General features: G+C 69.8%; 16 protein-coding genes and 1 pseudogene. 7 read left to right on the forward strand and 10 right to left on the reverse strand.

Translation table 11 applies throughout. The features are described 5' to 3' along the window. Positions 1-41: 41 nt before the first annotated feature. From AB0D04_RS00485 to AB0D04_RS00500, 4 genes are all read right to left on the reverse strand, one after another. Positions 42-1,499, reverse strand: a complete 1,458-nt coding sequence (locus AB0D04_RS00485) for a class II fumarate hydratase (RefSeq protein WP_362697360.1) — start codon at positions 1,497-1,499, stop codon at positions 42-44. 435 nt (positions 1,500-1,934) lie between these two features. Further along, positions 1,935-2,249, reverse strand: coding sequence for a hypothetical protein (locus AB0D04_RS00490; protein WP_362697363.1), 315 nt, complete (start codon positions 2,247-2,249; stop codon positions 1,935-1,937). A 106-nt stretch (positions 2,250-2,355) separates the two neighbouring features. After that, the gene (locus AB0D04_RS00495; protein WP_362697366.1) at positions 2,356-2,553 is read right to left on the reverse strand and encodes a DUF397 domain-containing protein; all 198 of its coding nucleotides are present in this window, start codon (positions 2,551-2,553) and stop codon (positions 2,356-2,358) included. After that, positions 2,532-3,380, reverse strand: coding sequence for a helix-turn-helix transcriptional regulator (locus AB0D04_RS00500; protein WP_362697369.1), 849 nt, complete (start codon positions 3,378-3,380; stop codon positions 2,532-2,534). Before AB0D04_RS00500 ends, AB0D04_RS00495 begins: the two co-directional genes overlap by 22 nt. A 159-nt stretch (positions 3,381-3,539) precedes the next feature. Between AB0D04_RS00500 and AB0D04_RS00505 the strand changes: the two genes are divergently transcribed. Further along, positions 3,540-3,848: a hypothetical protein gene (locus AB0D04_RS00505; protein WP_362697372.1), complete on the forward strand. Its 309-nt coding sequence runs from the start codon at positions 3,540-3,542 to the stop codon at positions 3,846-3,848. 10 nt (positions 3,849-3,858) lie between these two features. After that, complete coding sequence (locus AB0D04_RS00510) at positions 3,859-4,059, forward strand: hypothetical protein (RefSeq protein ID WP_362697375.1); 201 nt, start codon at positions 3,859-3,861, stop codon at positions 4,057-4,059. Between the two features lie 64 nt (positions 4,060-4,123). Here the strand turns inward: AB0D04_RS00510 and AB0D04_RS00515 are convergent, their stop codons facing one another. Then, a complete protein-coding gene (locus AB0D04_RS00515) occupies positions 4,124-5,794 on the reverse strand; it encodes a fumarate hydratase (RefSeq protein WP_362697377.1) in 1,671 nt (556 codons plus the stop codon). Positions 5,795-6,187: 393 nt separating this feature from the next. On the opposite strand from AB0D04_RS00515, the pseudogene AB0D04_RS00520 reads away from it, so the two are divergent. Continuing rightward, positions 6,188-6,823, forward strand: a pseudogene (locus AB0D04_RS00520) (DUF1707 domain-containing protein); the annotation flags it as partial. A gap of 564 nt (positions 6,824-7,387) precedes the next feature. Further along, on the forward strand, positions 7,388-7,750 hold the full coding sequence (locus AB0D04_RS00525) for a WhiB family transcriptional regulator (protein WP_362697380.1): 363 nt from the start codon (positions 7,388-7,390) through the stop codon (positions 7,748-7,750). A gap of 172 nt (positions 7,751-7,922) precedes the next feature. On the opposite strand, the gene glpX is transcribed toward AB0D04_RS00525, so the two are convergent. Further along, positions 7,923-8,954, reverse strand: coding sequence for a class II fructose-bisphosphatase (glpX, locus tag AB0D04_RS00530; RefSeq protein ID WP_362697383.1), 1,032 nt, complete (start codon positions 8,952-8,954; stop codon positions 7,923-7,925). 203 nt (positions 8,955-9,157) lie between these two features. Here glpX and AB0D04_RS00535 point away from each other — a divergent pair, with 203 nt between their 5' ends. Continuing rightward, entirely contained in the window at positions 9,158-9,694 is a 537-nt protein-coding gene (locus AB0D04_RS00535; RefSeq protein ID WP_362697680.1) for a DUF4245 domain-containing protein, read from the forward strand. A gap of 174 nt (positions 9,695-9,868) precedes the next feature. On the opposite strand, the gene AB0D04_RS00540 is transcribed toward AB0D04_RS00535, so the two are convergent. The 4 genes from AB0D04_RS00540 to AB0D04_RS00555 form a co-directional block, all read right to left on the reverse strand. After that, the gene (locus AB0D04_RS00540) at positions 9,869-10,462 is read right to left on the reverse strand and encodes a malonic semialdehyde reductase (protein WP_362697386.1); all 594 of its coding nucleotides are present in this window, start codon (positions 10,460-10,462) and stop codon (positions 9,869-9,871) included. A 165-nt stretch (positions 10,463-10,627) separates the two neighbouring features. Then, positions 10,628-10,876, reverse strand: coding sequence for an exodeoxyribonuclease VII small subunit (locus AB0D04_RS00545; RefSeq protein WP_362697683.1), 249 nt, complete (start codon positions 10,874-10,876; stop codon positions 10,628-10,630). 155 nt (positions 10,877-11,031) lie between these two features. Beyond that, positions 11,032-12,279, reverse strand: coding sequence for an exodeoxyribonuclease VII large subunit (gene xseA, locus AB0D04_RS00550; protein WP_362697389.1), 1,248 nt, complete (start codon positions 12,277-12,279; stop codon positions 11,032-11,034). A 47-nt stretch (positions 12,280-12,326) separates the two neighbouring features. Continuing rightward, a complete protein-coding gene (locus AB0D04_RS00555; RefSeq protein ID WP_362697392.1) occupies positions 12,327-13,739 on the reverse strand; it encodes an APC family permease in 1,413 nt (470 codons plus the stop codon). A 93-nt stretch (positions 13,740-13,832) separates the two neighbouring features. On the opposite strand from AB0D04_RS00555, the gene AB0D04_RS00560 reads away from it, so the two are divergent. Continuing rightward, positions 13,833-14,825: a 4-hydroxy-3-methylbut-2-enyl diphosphate reductase gene (locus AB0D04_RS00560; protein ID WP_362697395.1), complete on the forward strand. Its 993-nt coding sequence runs from the start codon at positions 13,833-13,835 to the stop codon at positions 14,823-14,825. Between the two features lie 143 nt (positions 14,826-14,968). Continuing rightward, positions 14,969-15,811, forward strand: coding sequence for a polyphosphate--glucose phosphotransferase (gene ppgK / locus AB0D04_RS00565; protein WP_362697398.1), 843 nt, complete (start codon positions 14,969-14,971; stop codon positions 15,809-15,811). Positions 15,812-15,815: the final 4 nt, after the last annotated feature.

Consider the following 15,815-nt stretch of genomic DNA (forward strand, 5'->3'; position numbering starts at 1 on the left):
GCCGGTGCTGCCGTTACGGATGCATGAGGACGAGGGTGCCGTTACGGACGGGTCATCCGCAGCACATCCAGCGCCGCATCCAACTGCCCCTCGCTCAGCAGCCCCCGCTCGACATACCCCTCCTCGATCACGACCTGCCGAATCGTCTTCCGCTCGGCGAGCGACTTCTTCGCCACCTTCGCCGCCTCCTCGTACCCGATGTACTTGTTGAGCGGCGTGACCACCGACGGCGACGACTCCGCATACTCGCGGGCCCGCTCCACATTCGCGGTGATCCCGTCAACGGTCCGGTCCGCGAGCAACCGCGCCACATTCGCCAGCAACCGCACCGACTCCAGCACATTCCGCGCGATCACCGGAAGCATCACATTCAGCTCGAAATTACCGGCCGCACCCGCCGCCGCCACCGTCGCATCATTGCCGGTGACCTGCGCCGCCACCATCAGCACGGCCTCCGGAATGACCGGATTCACCTTCCCCGGCATGATCGACGACCCCGGCTGCAAATCCGGCAGCGCAATTTCCGCCAGCCCCGTCCGCGGCCCCGAAGCCATCCACCGCAGATCATTGGCAATCTTCGTCAGCCCGACCCCGATGGTCCGCAGCTGACCGCTGATCTCGACAATGCCGTCCCGCGCCCCCTGCGCCTCGAAATGATCACGGGCCTCCGTCAGCGGCAGCCCCGTGGCCAGCGCCACCTCCGCAATCACCGCGGCCGAGAATCCCGGCGGCGTATTGATACCGGTCCCCACCGCCGTCCCCCCGAGCGGCAGCTCCGCCAGCCGCGGCAACGACGCCCGCACCCGCTCGACGCCATAGCGGACCTGGGCCGCATACCCCCCGAATTCCTGCCCCAGCGTCACCGGCGTCGCATCCATCAAATGCGTCCGCCCCGACTTCACCACCTCGGCGAAATCCACCGCCTTACGGTCCAGCGCCCCCGCCAGATGCTCCAGCGCCGGCACCAGATCCCGGATGACCGCGGCCGTCGCCGCAATATGAATCGACGACGGAAACACATCGTTCGACGACTGACTGGCATTGACATGATCGTTGGGATGCACCTTCCGGCCGCCGCCCAGCCGCTCGCTCGCCAGCGTCGCGATGACTTCGTTGGCGTTCATGTTGGACGACGTCCCCGACCCCGTCTGGAACACATCGATGGGGAAGTGCTCGTCCCAGCGCCCCTCCGCCACCTCCCGGGCCGCCTCCTGAATGGCCACCGCCGTCTCCCCGTCGAGCACCCCCAGCTCCGCATTGACCTTCGCCGCCGCCGCCTTGATCCGCGCCAGCGCCTCGATATGCGCTCGCTCCAGCCGCTGCCCCGAAATCGGGAAATTCTCCACCGCCCGCTGCGTCTGCGCCCGCCACTTCGCGTGCGCGGGCACCCGGACCTCACCCATGGAGTCGTGCTCGATGCGGAAGTCTCCGGGGTGGCCGGGGTTGCCGGGGGCTCCGGGGGCGACGGGACCGCTGCCGAAATCGCTGTTCTCGCTCATGTCTCTTTCAGTACCAGCGGCCGCGATTCTGTTCCCGGATGCGGCCATCGGCTCACCGATCGGCTCACGTACGGGTGAGGGCCCGGCTCTGGTGAGCCGGGCCCTCAGGTGTCCGCACCGCTCAGTGGCGGCGCCGGGACATCAGCCCTTCCGGCACTTGTCGTACTGCATCCGATACACGCGGGACCATTGGTATTCGTCCACTGCTTGGCGCTCGTACCTGTCCATCATGGCTGGGTCCGGGTGGGCCTTGTCCTGTTCCTGCTCGAGGAGGTGCCGGTAATGATTTCCCACCCTCCGGCGCTCGTCCGACTGCAGACGGTATTTAAGGCACTTGGCGTCGCTCCCGTGCGCATGATGCGGATTCCCTCATGAAGGTGGTCGTGAACGGAGCGAGGTGACGCCTGGGAAGCCGGGACCTCGTACGTCACGAAGTCACCGCATGCACGCCTCGTACTCCTGCCTGAACTTGTTGACCAGGACCTTCTCGTCATGAATCTTCGCGTCGTACTGCCGGAGCTTGTCCCGGTCGGGGTGTGCCTTGGCGGCTTCCTTCTTGGCAAGCGCCTCGTACTTGTCGGCAGCGATCGTGTGCTGCCGCAACCCCGTCTCGTATGGGGTGCAGTCGCGGCCACGCGCGGCTGCGGTCCCGGCCGGTGCGGCGTTGGCCGGGGCGACTCCGGTGAAGGTGATGCCGGCGACGGCGATGGTGGTGGCCGCCAGGGCCAGGGCGCGCTTCATTGTGCGCATGATGTGGATTCCCCCATGAACGTGGTCATGAACTGACTGAGCGACGTGACGCAGGTCTGACGACACGTCGCTCGAACAGTCTAGCGATCAGGGGGACTTGCCGGGCTCAGCGCTTCAGGCCGGTGACGAACGCGGTCCAGGCGTGGTGGGGGATGAGGAGGGCCGGTCCGTGCGGGGCCTTGGAGTCACGTACGGGGACCAGGCCGGGGTGGTTGTCGGCGACCTCGACGCACTCGCCCCCGTCATTGTTGCTGTAGCTGCTCTTGCGCCATGCGACGGCGCTCAGATCCGGGGTGGTTCGCATGCTGTCCAGTCCTCCATTGCCTCTCGGATCAGCGCCTCGGAGTCGCGAGGCGAGAGGGCCATGGCCCTAATGAGATCGTAGGACTCCTCAAGTTCCGCCACATGGTCCGGGTTTTCGATTATTGACCCGGACCGACTGCCTTCGAGGTAGGCCACAAGTGGCTCGTCCGGCAAGGTGTAGAGCGTCAGCGAACCCCCCATCTCCGCATGCTCGCCCGCGTCGTACGGCAAAACCTGGATGGTCACGTGTGGAGCTGTCCCGCGCTCGATCAGGGACAGCATCTGGCGGCGCATCACCTCAGGACTGCCGATCCGACGACGGAGCACGGCCTCGTCCAGAACGAACCAGCAGCGCGGCGGCTTTGGCGCATTCAGCAACTCCTGCCGGTCGATACGGGCCTTGACCATCGCCTCGATCTCCGCGTCGGGGGCGTGTGGGCGCCCACAGCGCAATGACGGCGCGGCAAGCTCACGGGTCTGGAGCAGACCGGGGACCGTGGAGCACATGTACTGCCGGATGACCTTCGCCTGTTTCGCGAGTTCGGTCGCAAGCCGGTACTTGCCGGGAAACGGTTCCTGCAACGCGAGTTCATACAGGCTGGCGAAGAGCCCGCCCGTTCCGAAGCACGCATCCAACTTCGCCGGCAGATCGTCGTACGGCAGCGATTCCGCCCGCTCATACCGCGCCAGCTGCGACTTGCTGTAGTTCAGCACGTCAGCGAGCCGTCTCAGGGACAAGCCCTGCATCTCGCGGTAGTAGCGGATTCTTTCGCCGAACAGGTCGCGCGCTGAGCGGCCCGGCTCGAGGCCCTGTGGCTGGAACGTCATCGGCGCATCCTCCCCGTCCCGAGCGGTGTGCGGGACAGCTGCACCCTGCACATCGTAATCAGCGCAGAGCAACTATGGGGACACTCGCAGTAGTTGCCCCGGCGGCCGCCCTACGGCCCCGGGGCACGGCCAACGCTTGATCCGCGAAGGAGCGTCAACATGGCTCACTGTATTTCCCGTTGCCTCGCCCGGGTGCGCGCTTTACTCATGCCGCGGGCGACCGGTCGGCACCGAGCGAACCCCACCGATCCCACACCGCACACCTGCACCTGCCGCGCCCGTATCCGTACGGTCCTCGTACTGCCGGGGAATCCGCCGGAACTCCCACGCCGGGTCCGGCGGCACCGGCCCGTGGAGCACCCGGTGGACGGTGGCCGTTCGCCGCTGGTGCGGCCGTACTACGCGGCGTACGAGGAAGCCGAGCAGCGGCGCGATGCCGAGCTGTTCGGCTACGAGGTCGTCTCATGAGCGGCGCCGGGTGGACGCAGCCCCTCCGTCCCGCCAGTCCCTGATGACCCTGCGCGTCTACACGGCCGGCCCCGACGGCGCGGTGAAGGAGGAGCGGGCGCAGGTGCACGTCGTCGCCGGCGACCGCTTCGACCCGTACTGCCTCAGCCAGGCGTGGCCGCCCTGCGCCTGCCCCCGGCACCGGCACCGGCACCGGCACCGGCTGCAGTGAAAGCGAACGGCCATCACCCAAACAACGCGGGTGATGGCCGCAAGCCGTTCCTGCGTCGTACGGGCTACGCCTGTCGCACCGGAATGCTCGTGAACGTCGGCGTCGGCGCCGGGTCCTGGAAGAAGTCATTGCCCTTGTCGTCGACGACGATAAAGGCCGGGAAGTCCTCGACCTCGATCCGCCAGACGGCCTCCATGCCGAGCTCCTCGTACTCCAGGACCTCGACCTTCTTGATGCAGTCCTGGGCGAGGCGGGCCGCCGGGCCGCCGATGGAACCCAGGTAGAAACCGCCATGCGCGGCGCACGCGTCGGTGACCTGCTGGGAGCGGTTGCCCTTGGCCAGCATGACCTTGGAGCCGCCGGCCGCCTGGAACTGCTCCACGTACGCGTCCATGCGCCCCGCCGTCGTCGGACCGAACGACCCGGAGGCGTACCCCTCGGGCGTCTTGGCCGGACCGGCGTAGTACACCGGGTGGTTCTTGAGGTACTCCGGCATCTCCTCACCCGCGTCCAGCCGCTCCTTGATCTTCGCGTGCGCGATGTCGCGGGCGACGACCAGCGTGCCGGTGAGGGAGAGGCGGGTCTTGACCGGGTGCTCGGTCAGCTCGGCGAGGACATCGTCCATGGGGCGGTTGAGGTCGATGCGTACGGCATCGAGGTCCGGGCCCGCGCCCTCGGTCAGCTCCTCCTCCGTCGTCTCCGGGAGGAAGCGCGCCGGGTCGGTCTCCAGCTGCTCGAGGAAGACGCCCTCGGCGGTGATCTTCGCGACGGCCTGGCGGTCCGCGGAGCAGGACACGGCGATGGCCACCGGGCAGGAGGCGCCGTGGCGCGGCAGTCGTACGACCCGTACGTCGTGGCAGAAGTACTTGCCGCCGAACTGCGCACCGATCCCGATCTTCTGCGTCAGCTCGAAGACCTTGTCCTCCAGCTCCTTGTCGCGGAAACCGTGGCCGGTCGGCGAGCCCTCGGTCGGGAGCTCGTCCAGGTAGTGCGCGGAGGCGTACTTGGCGGTCTTGAGGGCGTACTCGGCACTCGTACCGCCGACCACGATGGCCAGGTGGTACGGCGGGCAGGCCGCGGTGCCCAGCGAACGGATCTTCTGCTCCAGGAACTTCATCATGGAGGCCTCGTTGAGGACCGCCTTGGTCTCCTGGAAGAGGAAGGACTTGTTGGCCGAGCCGCCGCCCTTGGCCATGAACAGGAACTTGTACGCGTCGCCGTCGTTCGCGTACAGCTCGATCTGCGCGGGGAGGTTCGACCCGGTGTTCTTCTCGTCCCACATGGTCAGCGGGGCCATCTGCGAATACCGCAGATTCAGCTCCGTGTACGCGTCGTAGATGCCGCGCGAGAGGGCTTCCTCGTCCCGCCCCTGCGTCAGCACGTTCTGTCCGCGCTTGCCCATCACGATCGCCGTGCCGGTGTCCTGGCACATGGGCAGCACGCCCGCCGCCGCGATATTGGCGTTCTTGAGCAGGTCGAGCGCGACGAACCGGTCGTTGCCGCTGGCCTCGGGGTCGTCCAGGATCTTGCGCAGCTGGGCGAGATGGGCCGGGCGCAGATAGTGCGAAATGTCGTGCATCGCCTCGGCGGCCAGCTTGCGCAGCGCCTCCGGCTCGACCTTGAGGAACGTACGGCCATCGGCCTCGAAGGTGCTCACGCCCTCCGAAGTGACCAGGCGGTAGGGGGTGTTGTCCTCGCCGGTGGGCAGTAGGTCGGCGTAGGCGAATTCCGGCATTTGGGGATGATTCCTTACTCGGAGGGGTTCGGCTGGCGTCTACGGCAGCACCTCAACAGCGTAGAACCCTGGCGGCCGGGTGCCGCTGTGAGGTGAGGCTCAGTCGGGGTGCGGGGTGCGGGGTGCGGGGTGCGGGGCGCGGGGCGCGGTCCGGGTGGGGGCTCGCTCCCGCTCACCCCCGTTCACCCCCACTCACTCTCCGCGGGAACCAATTACTCTCCGTAATCGTTGCCGTAAGAGGAAGGAGGCGAGCGAGGCGGATGCGACGTATCCGTGGGGATCTAGTCGCGATCTATCGCGTTTCGGTACGCTGAGCGCGTGGACGCTGCAGACAACGGGGGACAACCGGGCCCCGAGACCCCGCCCGGACCGCTTCAGAAGCAGGAAGGCCGCGTGCCGGTGAATCTGACCAAGCCGGTGGCGGAGGCGGAGATCCGCGCGTCCGACGCGGACCGCGACCGCGTCGCCGAGATCCTGCGCGAGGCACTGGCGGAGGGCCGGCTGGACGCCGAGGAGCACGCCGAGCGGATCGACGTGGTCTACCGGGCCAAGACCATGGGCGAGCTGGAGCCCGTCGTACGGGATCTGCCCGCGGCGGACGGCGGCAGCCATAGCCGTTCCGCGCCGGGGGCGTATGCGTACGGGCCCGCCGCCCCGATGCCGGACCAGAACCTGGTGGCGATCTTCAGCGCGTCGGCACGCAAGGGGCGTTGGCGGGTTCCCGCGCGGATCAACGCCGTTGCGATCTTCGGGAGCGTGGAGATCGATCTGACCGAGGCGGTGTTCCCGCAGCAGCAGGTGCAGATCAATGTCACCTCGCTCTTCGGGAGCGTGGAGATCCGGGTCCCGGAGAACGTCACGCTGCGCAGCAGCGGTTCCGCCGTGCTGGGCACCTTCGAGATCGAGGCGCACGAGGCGGAGGACGAGAACGCCCCGCAGGTGCAGATCAACGGCTATGCGGTGCTGAGCAGTGTGGAGGCCAGGCCGAAGCGCGGCGCCTGGATCCGCGATCTGCGCAGCCGGCTCCGGGAGGACCGGCACGACCGGCACGACCGGCACGAGCGGCGGCGCGAGGAGCAGCAGGACCGGCTGGACGAGCGGCTCGACTGGCACGCCCGGTTGCTCGAGGACCGGCACGAGCGGCACGTGCGGATGCGGGAGGAGCGCCAGGAACGGCACGAGCGGCGGCGGTTCGAACGGCGGGAGCGTCGGGACCGGTTCCGTAAGGGGCTTGGCGGCTGAGGTGAGGGGGTGGCTGCGGGCTTGGGGGCGCAGGCTGCGGGCTGCCGGCTCGGGGGCGCGGGCTGCGGGGTCGGGAGCGCGGGCTCTGGGCCGCGGCGGCCTCCGAGGCGCCCGCGGCGCGGCGGCCGGGCAGCCCGGCGGCCCCGCGGGCCCGGCGGCGGTCAGGGCCGAAGCCGCCCCTCCGGATTGTGATTTTCTGGTTTCCGCACGATCGCCACGGTGTGCATAAGAGTGCGTACAGCGGGTAGGGCTGGTGCATCGTCTCTCGTACGGCTGCGGGGTGCGAAAAGCCGTGCGCAGCGAGACGGGCAAGGGTGATTTCTTCGCCGAAGCCGTCGTCAGGAGTAGACCGTGCTGCTACCGCATCAGCCCCTGCAGGATGCCGCTGTCGTTCCGTCCCCGCGAGAGCCCGCTGCTCGCGACGAGGCCGGCCCCTGGCATTCGGAGGCGGTGTGCCGCCGGGATGAAGCCGGGCTGTTCTTCGCCCCGTCCAAGGAGCCGACCGCCGCGCGCCTTGCCAGGGAAGAAGCCGCAAAGCGGGTCTGCGCCCGCTGTCCCGTGATGGTGGAGTGCCGCGAACATGCGCTGCTCCAGCCGGAGCCGTACGGCGTCTGGGGAGGGTTGACGGCGGCCGAGCGCCGGGTCGTCCTGGCCCGTCGCCGGCGCCGGGAGGCCGATCTCCAGCGCGCAGCCAGGATGCCTGCCGCGGGCTGAGCCCCTGGCAGGCAATGTGTAGGTGCGTCATCCCCGTACGTGCGTGATGCCCCCGCGTCCGTACGCGCTTCGCCCCCGCCGGGAGATCTCCGGGCGGGGGCGAAGCGTTGGTGCGTGAACGCAGACCGTAACCGACAACGGCTCCGGCCCCGGTCCAGTACGCCGCGGGGTGCTAGCTGGGCCTCTCGAAGTCCACCGAGCTGTACGCCCGCAGCTTCGACAGGCGGTGCTGGGAGTCGATCTGGCGGATCGTGCCGGACTTGGAGCGCATCACCAGGGACTGGGTGTAGGCGTTCTCGGCGCGGTAGCGGACGCCGCGCAGCAGCTCGCCGTCGGTGATGCCGGTGGCGACGAAGAAGACGTTGTCGCCGCTGACCAGGTCGCCGATCTCCAGGACCTTGTCGAGGTCGTGGCCGGCGTCCAGCGCGCGCTGCCGCTCCTCGTCGTCCTTGGGCCACAGCTTGCCCTGGAAGGCGCCGCCCAGACACTTCAGCGCGCAGGCCGCGATGATGCCCTCGGGCGTACCGCCGATGCCCAGCAGCAGGTCGACGCCGGTGCCCTCGCGGGCCGCCATGATCGCGCCGGCGACATCGCCGTCGGAGATGAACTTGATCCGGGCGCCGGCCTCGCGGACCTCCTTGACCAGGCCCTCGTGGCGGGGCCGGTCCAGGATGACCACGGTGACGTCCTCGACGGCGGACTTCTTCGCCTTGGCGATCCGCCTGATGTTCACGGCCACCGGGGCCGTGATGTCGACGAAGTCCGCCGCCTCGGGGCCGGTGGCGAGCTTGTCCATGTAGAAGACCGCGGACGGGTCGAACATCGAGCCGCGCTCGGCGACCGCCATCACGGAGACGGCGTTGGCCATGCCCTTGGCGGTCAGCGTCGTACCGTCCACCGGGTCCACGGCCACGTCGCACTCGGGGCCGGTCCCGTCGCCGACGCGCTCGCCGTTGTAGAGCATCGGGGCGTTGTCCTTCTCGCCCTCCCCGATGACCACGACGCCGTTCATCGAGACGGTGTGGATCAGGGCGCGCATGGCCTTGACCGCCGCGCCGTCCGCGCCGTTCTTGTCACCTCGCCCCACCCAGCGGCCCGAGGCCATGGCGCCGGCCTCGGTGACCCGGACGAGCTCCAGGGCGAGGTTGCGGTCCGGAGCCTCCGGGCTGACCTCGAGTTGGGACGGGAGATGATGCTCGGTCATCGAGCGCACCTTTCTGTACGGCGACGGCCGTGAAGGATGAGGGTGATACGACCTTATCCGTATGGCGCCTAATTGAGCAGAGGGCCCTTCGCATGAGCGGCGTCAAGGGTGGCTGGAAACTTGCGTTTGCGCAGGTCGCGGCCGTGGGCGGGGGGCCTGTCGGGACCGCTGCCGCCATAGGGGACGATAGGGGCGTGGCAGGTATGCGAGGCAGGCAAACGGTGCGGGACATGATCCTGTCGCTGGCGGTGATCGGCATCGTCGTGGCGGCGGTGTATGTCTTCATTCCGCACGACGACAGTCGGAACGCCGAGGACAGCGCGGTCAGGACGGTCGACTACCGGGTCGAGGTCACCACCGCCCGGCGGGCCGCGCCGTACGCGGTCGCGGTGCCCGAGGGGCTGCCGAAGACCTGGCGCGCCACCTCCGTCTCGTACAAGGCGAGCAACGACGGCAAGGGCGGCGCCTGGCACCTGGGCATGCTGGACCCGGAGCAGCAGTACGCGGCCATCGAGCAGAGCGACGCGCCCGCGAAGAAGTTCGTCCGGGAGGTCACGCTGGGCGCGACCAAGGTCAAGGGCAAGCAGGCCGTCGGCAGCAAGAAGTGGGACCGCTACGAGGGCGACAAGTACAAGGCGCTGGTACGCGAGGAGCCGGGTGTGACCACGGTGGTCACGGGGACGGCACCGTACGGGCGGCTCGCGGATCTGGCCGCGGCCCTGGTGACGCGGAAGGGCTGAGCGCCCGCGTAAGTCCCTGCGGGATGACTCGATGGACGGCCCCGCGGGATGCCCTGACGATATGCATGAGGCCGCCGCACCCTTTCCGGGTGCGGCGGCCTTTTGATGCGTCCTGCGTTCTTGCGTCCTGCGTTCTTGCGCGGTTCCGTGCGTGACGGGGACGCGTGACGCGCCTCAGACGGTGGCGGCGACCTCGTCGAAGGTCAGGCGCGGGGAGCGCGGGAAGAAGGCGTCGGCGCCCGGCTTGCCGACGTTGATGACCAGGAAGGACTTCTGCTTGCCGTCGCCGAAGAACTCCTTGTCGATGCCGGTGAAGTCGAAGCCGGTCATCGGGCCGGCGGCCAGGCCGGCGGCGCGGATGCCGACGATGAGGTAGCCGGCCTGGAGGGTGGCGTTCTGGGTGCCGGCGGTCTCGCGGGCGGCGGCCTCGGAGAAGAAGGCGTCCTTGACGCCGGGCATCGCCGGGAAGAGGTGCGGCAGCTTCTCGTGGAAGTCCAGGTCGACGGAGAGGACCAGGGTCAGCGGCGCGGCCAGCGTCTTCGGGCCGTTGGCGCCCATGGCGTGGTTGGCCAGGCGCTGCCGGGCCTCCTCGGAACGGACCAGGGTGAGCCGCAGCGGCGACTGGTTGAAGGCGGTGGGGGCGTACTTCACCAGGTCGTAGATGGCCTGGACCTGCTCGTCGGTGACCGGCTCGTCCGTGAACGTGTTGGCGGTCTGGGCCTCGCGGAACAGGAGGTCCTGAGCGGCGGCGTCAAGGGCGAGAGACATAAGGGCACCTCGGTGAGTCGGCTTGGTTTCACATCTACGGAAACCACTGTAAGGCAGATAGATTAATGTTCAACTAAAATGCGGGATTGTGACGGGGTTCACATGGCCGACGCCCGCCCGTCCATACGTCCCCCCGGTCGATACGCCCCCCGCAGGCATCCCCGCCTACGCGTTCCCCGACGGCTCCGCCAGCGCCGCGTCCAGCCGGGCCCGTGCGCCCTCCAGCCAGTGGCGGCAGACCTTCGCCAGCTCCTCGCCGCGCTCCCACAGCGCCAGCGACTCCTCGAGCGTCGTGCCGCCCGCCTCCAGGCTGCGGACGACCTCGATCAGCTCGTCCCGCGCCTGCTCGTAACCGAGGACCGACTCCACCTCGGCCGGATCCCCGGCCGCCGCGCCCTGCTCGGCGTCTGCCATGCCGTCCACCCCGTCGTCCACCACGCCGTCCGTCTTCGTCCTCGTCTTCGCCATGTCTTCCTTGTCTCCCACCCTATGAGTCCGTGATCGCCCTATGAGTCGTGAATGCCGGCCTGCGCGTCGTGATCGTCGCTCTGCACGTCGTGATCCCCGGCCTACGAGTCCGTGTCCCCTGCGGAGGCGACGGCACCGGGCACGCCCTCCACCCGCACCCGGAATTCGCCCTCCGCCACCCGGGCCCGCAACGCGTCGTCCGCGCCCACCTCTTCCGGTGAGCGCACCGCCGACCCGTCCGCCTTCTGGAGCACCGCATAGCCGCGCTCCAGCGTCGCCTTGGGGGAGAGCGCGACCACCCGCGCCAGGGTGTGCGCCAGCTCGGAGTCGGCGCGGTCCAGCAGATGGCCGAGCGTGCGCCGACCGCGCTCCAGCAGCGCGGTGATCTGCTCCTCGCGCTCCTCCACCATCCGCTGCGGCCGCTGTATGCACGGCCGCTGGAGCGCCGCCGCCAGCCCCCGCTCCTCCCGCTCGACGAAGCCGTTGACCGCGCGCCAGGCCCGGTCCCGCAGCTGCCGGACCCGGGCCAGCTCCTCGCCCACGTCCGGGACGACCTTCTTGGCCGCGTCCGTGGGCGTCGAGGCCCGCAGATCGGCGACCAGGTCCAGCAGCGGCGAGTCCGGTTCGTGCCCGATCGCGGACACGACGGGCGTACGGGCCGCGCTCACCGTCCGTACCAGCTGCTCGTCGGAGAACGGCAGCAGGTCCTCCACGCTGCCGCCGCCACGCGCCACGATGATCACGTCCACCTCGGGCAGCGCATCCAGCTCCTGGACCGCCTCGATCACCTTCGGCACCGCGTGCACGCCCTGCACCGGCACATTGCGCACCTCGAAGCGGACCGCCGGCCAGCGGTGCCGGGCGTTCTCCAGGACGTCGCGCTCGGCGGCGCTGGCCCGGCCGCAGACCAGCCCGATCAGCTGCGGCAGGAACGGCAGCGGCCGCTTGCGGTCCGCCGCGAACAGCCCCTCCGCCGCCAGCGACTTCTTCAACTGCTCGAGCCGGGCGAGGAGTTCCCCGACCCCGACCGGCCGGATCTCGGCGGCGCGCAGCGACAGCTGACCGCGCGGGGCGTACCACTCCGGTTTGGCGTGCACCACCACCCGGGCGCCCTCGCTGATCACGTCGGCCACCTTGTCGAAGACCTGGCGGTAGCACGTCACGCTCAGCGAGATGTCGTGCGAGGGGTCGCGCAGCGTCAGGAAGACCACGCCCGCGCCGGGCCGCCGCGAGAGCTGGGTGATCTGCCCCTCGACCCATACGGCGCCGAGACGGTCGATCCACCCCCCGATGAGCCGGGACACCTCGCCGACCGGGATCGGCGTTTCCGCAGACGTAGAGACAGCCATACGAGCGAGAGTAGCGGCGGCCACTGACAGTGCCGGTCCTGCGGCGGTCAGCCCCGCCCCGCCCGGTCCCGTGCCCGGCACCCGTACCGCACCGCCGGCACCACCAGTCCCACCGCCAGCCAGACCGCGCCCACGGCCTGCGCCGTCGCCGACGCCGAGACGATCACCGCGACCACCACCGCCAGCCCCAGCAACGGCACCACCACATGGCGCAGCACGCGCGGCGCCCCCGCCCGCCCGCGGAAGCAGAACCACCCGATCACCGAGGCGTGCAGCAGCGCGAACGCGGTCAGCGCGCCCACGTTCACGACCGACGACAGCTGGTCGAGTCCGTCGTCCCGGCGGGCCGCCCACACCGCCGCCACCAGCGTCACCAGGGCCGCCCCCAGCAGCGCCCGGCGCGGCACCCCGCTGCCCGCGTCCACCTTCGACATCGCCCCCGGAAGCCGCCGGTCCCGCGCCATCGCGAACAGCAGCCGCCCCGCCGCGGCCTGCCCCGCCAGCGCCGCGAACGCCGCACCGAGCGCCTTGCTCCCCGCCACCAGGTCGTGCAGCCACCCGCCGACCGCCGCATCGACCGTCACGTAGAACGCATCGCCCTGCGCACCCGGCCGTGCCGCCAGCTCGCCCGCCGTCATCGGGGCGAGCAGCGCCGCCAGATACGTCTGTACGGCGAAGAGCACACCGGCGACCACCAGACAGGTGAGCACCGCCCGCGCCACCCGCCGGGAACCCCCGGCCGCTTCCTCCGCAAACGAAGCGATCGCATCGAAGCCCAGATAGGACAGCACCGCCACCGACACCGCCGACAGCACCGCGGTGACGGAGAACCCGCCCTCCCCGGTCAGCGGCACCGTCCAGCCGCGCTGCGCACCGTGCGCGGCCAGCTCCGCCACGGCCGCCACCACGAACACCGCCAGCACCGCGATCTCCAGCGCCAGCACCGCGAACCCGACGACGGCCGCCACCCGTACGCCCCACAGATTCAGCAGCGTCGTGACGGCCACCGCGAGCGCCGTCCACACCCACTGGCGCACCGACGGCACCAGCGCATGCATCGCGATCCCGGAGAAGAGATACGCCACCGCCGGGATCAGCAGATAGTCCAGCATCGCCATCCACCCGGCGACGAACCCCGCGCCCTCGCCCAGCCCCACCCGCGCGTACGTATAGACCGACCCGGCCTGCGGGGCGACCCGCACCATCTGCGCGTACGAATACGCCGTGAACGCCATCGCGACCGTGGCGGCCAGATAGACGACCGTGATCGCACCGTGCGACTTCGCCTGCAGCGTGCCGAAGATCCCGACCGGCGCCATCGGGGCGATGAACAGCAGCCCGTAGACGATCAGATCCCGGAACGTCAGCGTCCGCCGCAGCGATCCGGGGCCCCCGCCGGTGCTCCCGGCCCCGCTGCCGTCCGCCGCATCGCCCGTGGCTGCACCGACCGTGCCCGGCATCCGTCCTCCTTCGTACGGCCTTCGTACGTGCTTAAACAGTCTCAGCCACCGGTGCGATCCGCCGACGGTGAGGCACGGCCTACGATGGACGGCATGACTGCACTGCCCGGCCAGCCGCCCGCCCGCAAGGTCCTGCTCGCCGCCCCCCGTGGCTACTGCGCGGGCGTGGACCGCGCCGTGATCGCCGTCGAGAAGGCCCTTGAGCAGTACGGCGCGCCCGTCTACGTACGCCACGAGATCGTGCACAACAAGTACGTCGTCAAGACCCTCGAGAAGAAGGGCGCGATCTTCGTCGAGGAGACGGAAGAGGTGCCCGAGGGCAACATCGTCATCTTCTCCGCGCACGGCGTCGCGCCCGTCGTCCACGAAGAGGCCAAGCGCGGCAAGCTCGCCACCATCGACGCCACCTGCCCGCTGGTCACCAAGGTCCACAAGGAAGCCGTCCGGTTCGCCAACGAGGACTACGACATCCTCCTGATCGGCCACGAAGGCCACGAGGAAGTCGTCGGCACCAGTGGCGAGGCGCCCGAGCACATCACCCTCGTCGACGGCCCCGGAGACGTCGAGAACGTCGAGGTCCGCGACCCCGACAAGGTCGTCTGGCTCTCCCAGACCACCCTCTCCGTCGACGAGACCATGGAGACCGTCGACGCCCTCAAGGGCCGCTACCCCAACCTCCTCTCGCCGCCCAGCGACGACATCTGCTACGCCACCCAGAACCGCCAGATCGCGGTCAAGCAGATGGGCGCCGAGGCCGACCTCGTCATCGTCGTCGGCTCCAAGAACTCCTCGAACTCCGTCCGCCTGGTCGAGGTGGCGCTGGGCGCGGGCGCCCGCGACGCCCACCTGGTCGACTACGCCGAGGAGATCGACGAGGCCTGGCTCGAGGGCGTGGGCACGGTCGGCGTCACTTCCGGTGCCTCCGTCCCCGACATCCTCGTCCACGGCGTCCTGGACTGGCTCGCCGCGCGCGGCTACGAGGACGTCGAGACCGTCACGGCCGCCGAGGAGTCCATCACCTTCTCGCTGCCCAAGGAGCTCCGCCGCGATCTGCGCGCCGAGGCCGAGGCGGCCACCCGGGGCTGAGCGCCGGACGGCCCCGTGAGCGATCCGCGGCTTCCACGGAATCCGCGGGTGCCGCGGGGCGATTCCGCCAGGCGCCCCGTAGGCGGGCGATCACTTAAGCGATTCAAGGGGTGATCGGCCGCCTGCGCGCCTAGCCTTTTCCCATGAGGGTCTTCGGTGTGGACATCGGCGGATCGGGCATCAAGGGTGCCCCGGTGGATCTCGAGCGCGGCGATCTCGCCGACGACCGCTACAAGGTGCTGACGCCGCACCCGGCCACCCCTGAGGCGGTCGCGGACTGCGTCAAGCAGGTCGTGGACCACTTCGACTGGTCGGGCCCCGTCGGTGCGACCTTCCCCGGCGTGGTCACCGGCGGTACGACCCGTAGCGCCGCCAACGTCGACAAGGGCTGGATCGGCCTCGACTCCGCCGGCCTGCTCACCGGCCGGCTGGGCGCCGGCCGCCCCGTCACCCTGCTGAACGACGCGGACGCCGCGGGCCTGGCCGAAATGCACTTCGGCGCGGGCCGCGGCCGCACCGGCACGGTCATCGTCCTCACCCTCGGCACCGGCATCGGCAGCGCCGTCTTCGCCGACGGCCGGCTGGTGCCCAACACCGAGCTCGGCCACCTGGAGCTGCACGGCCACGACGCCGAGAAGCGCGCCTCGACCAAGGCCAAGGAGGACGAGGACCTGAGCTGGCAGCACTGGGCGCACCGGGTCCAGAAATACCTCGCCCATGTGGAGATGCTGTTCTCGCCCGAGCTGTTCGTGATCGGCGGCGGGGTCAGCCGCAAGGCGGAGAAATTCCTGCCGCTGATCGAGGGCATCAGGGCCGAGATCGTGCCGGCCCGGCTTCAGAACAGTGCGGGGATTGTGGGCGCGGCGATGGCCGCCCATGCCGGTCGGGCTGCTGGGCCACCTCGCGCGGACGGTTCCCCTGCCCCCGCCCCATCGGCCCGGTCGGCTGTGGACTCACCGGTCGGCTGGCCCGACGCTGCGCGATGAGCAT

This window comes from Streptomyces sp. NPDC048483 (genome assembly GCF_040651455.1).
Lineage (GTDB): Bacteria > Actinomycetota > Actinomycetes > Streptomycetales > Streptomycetaceae > Streptomyces.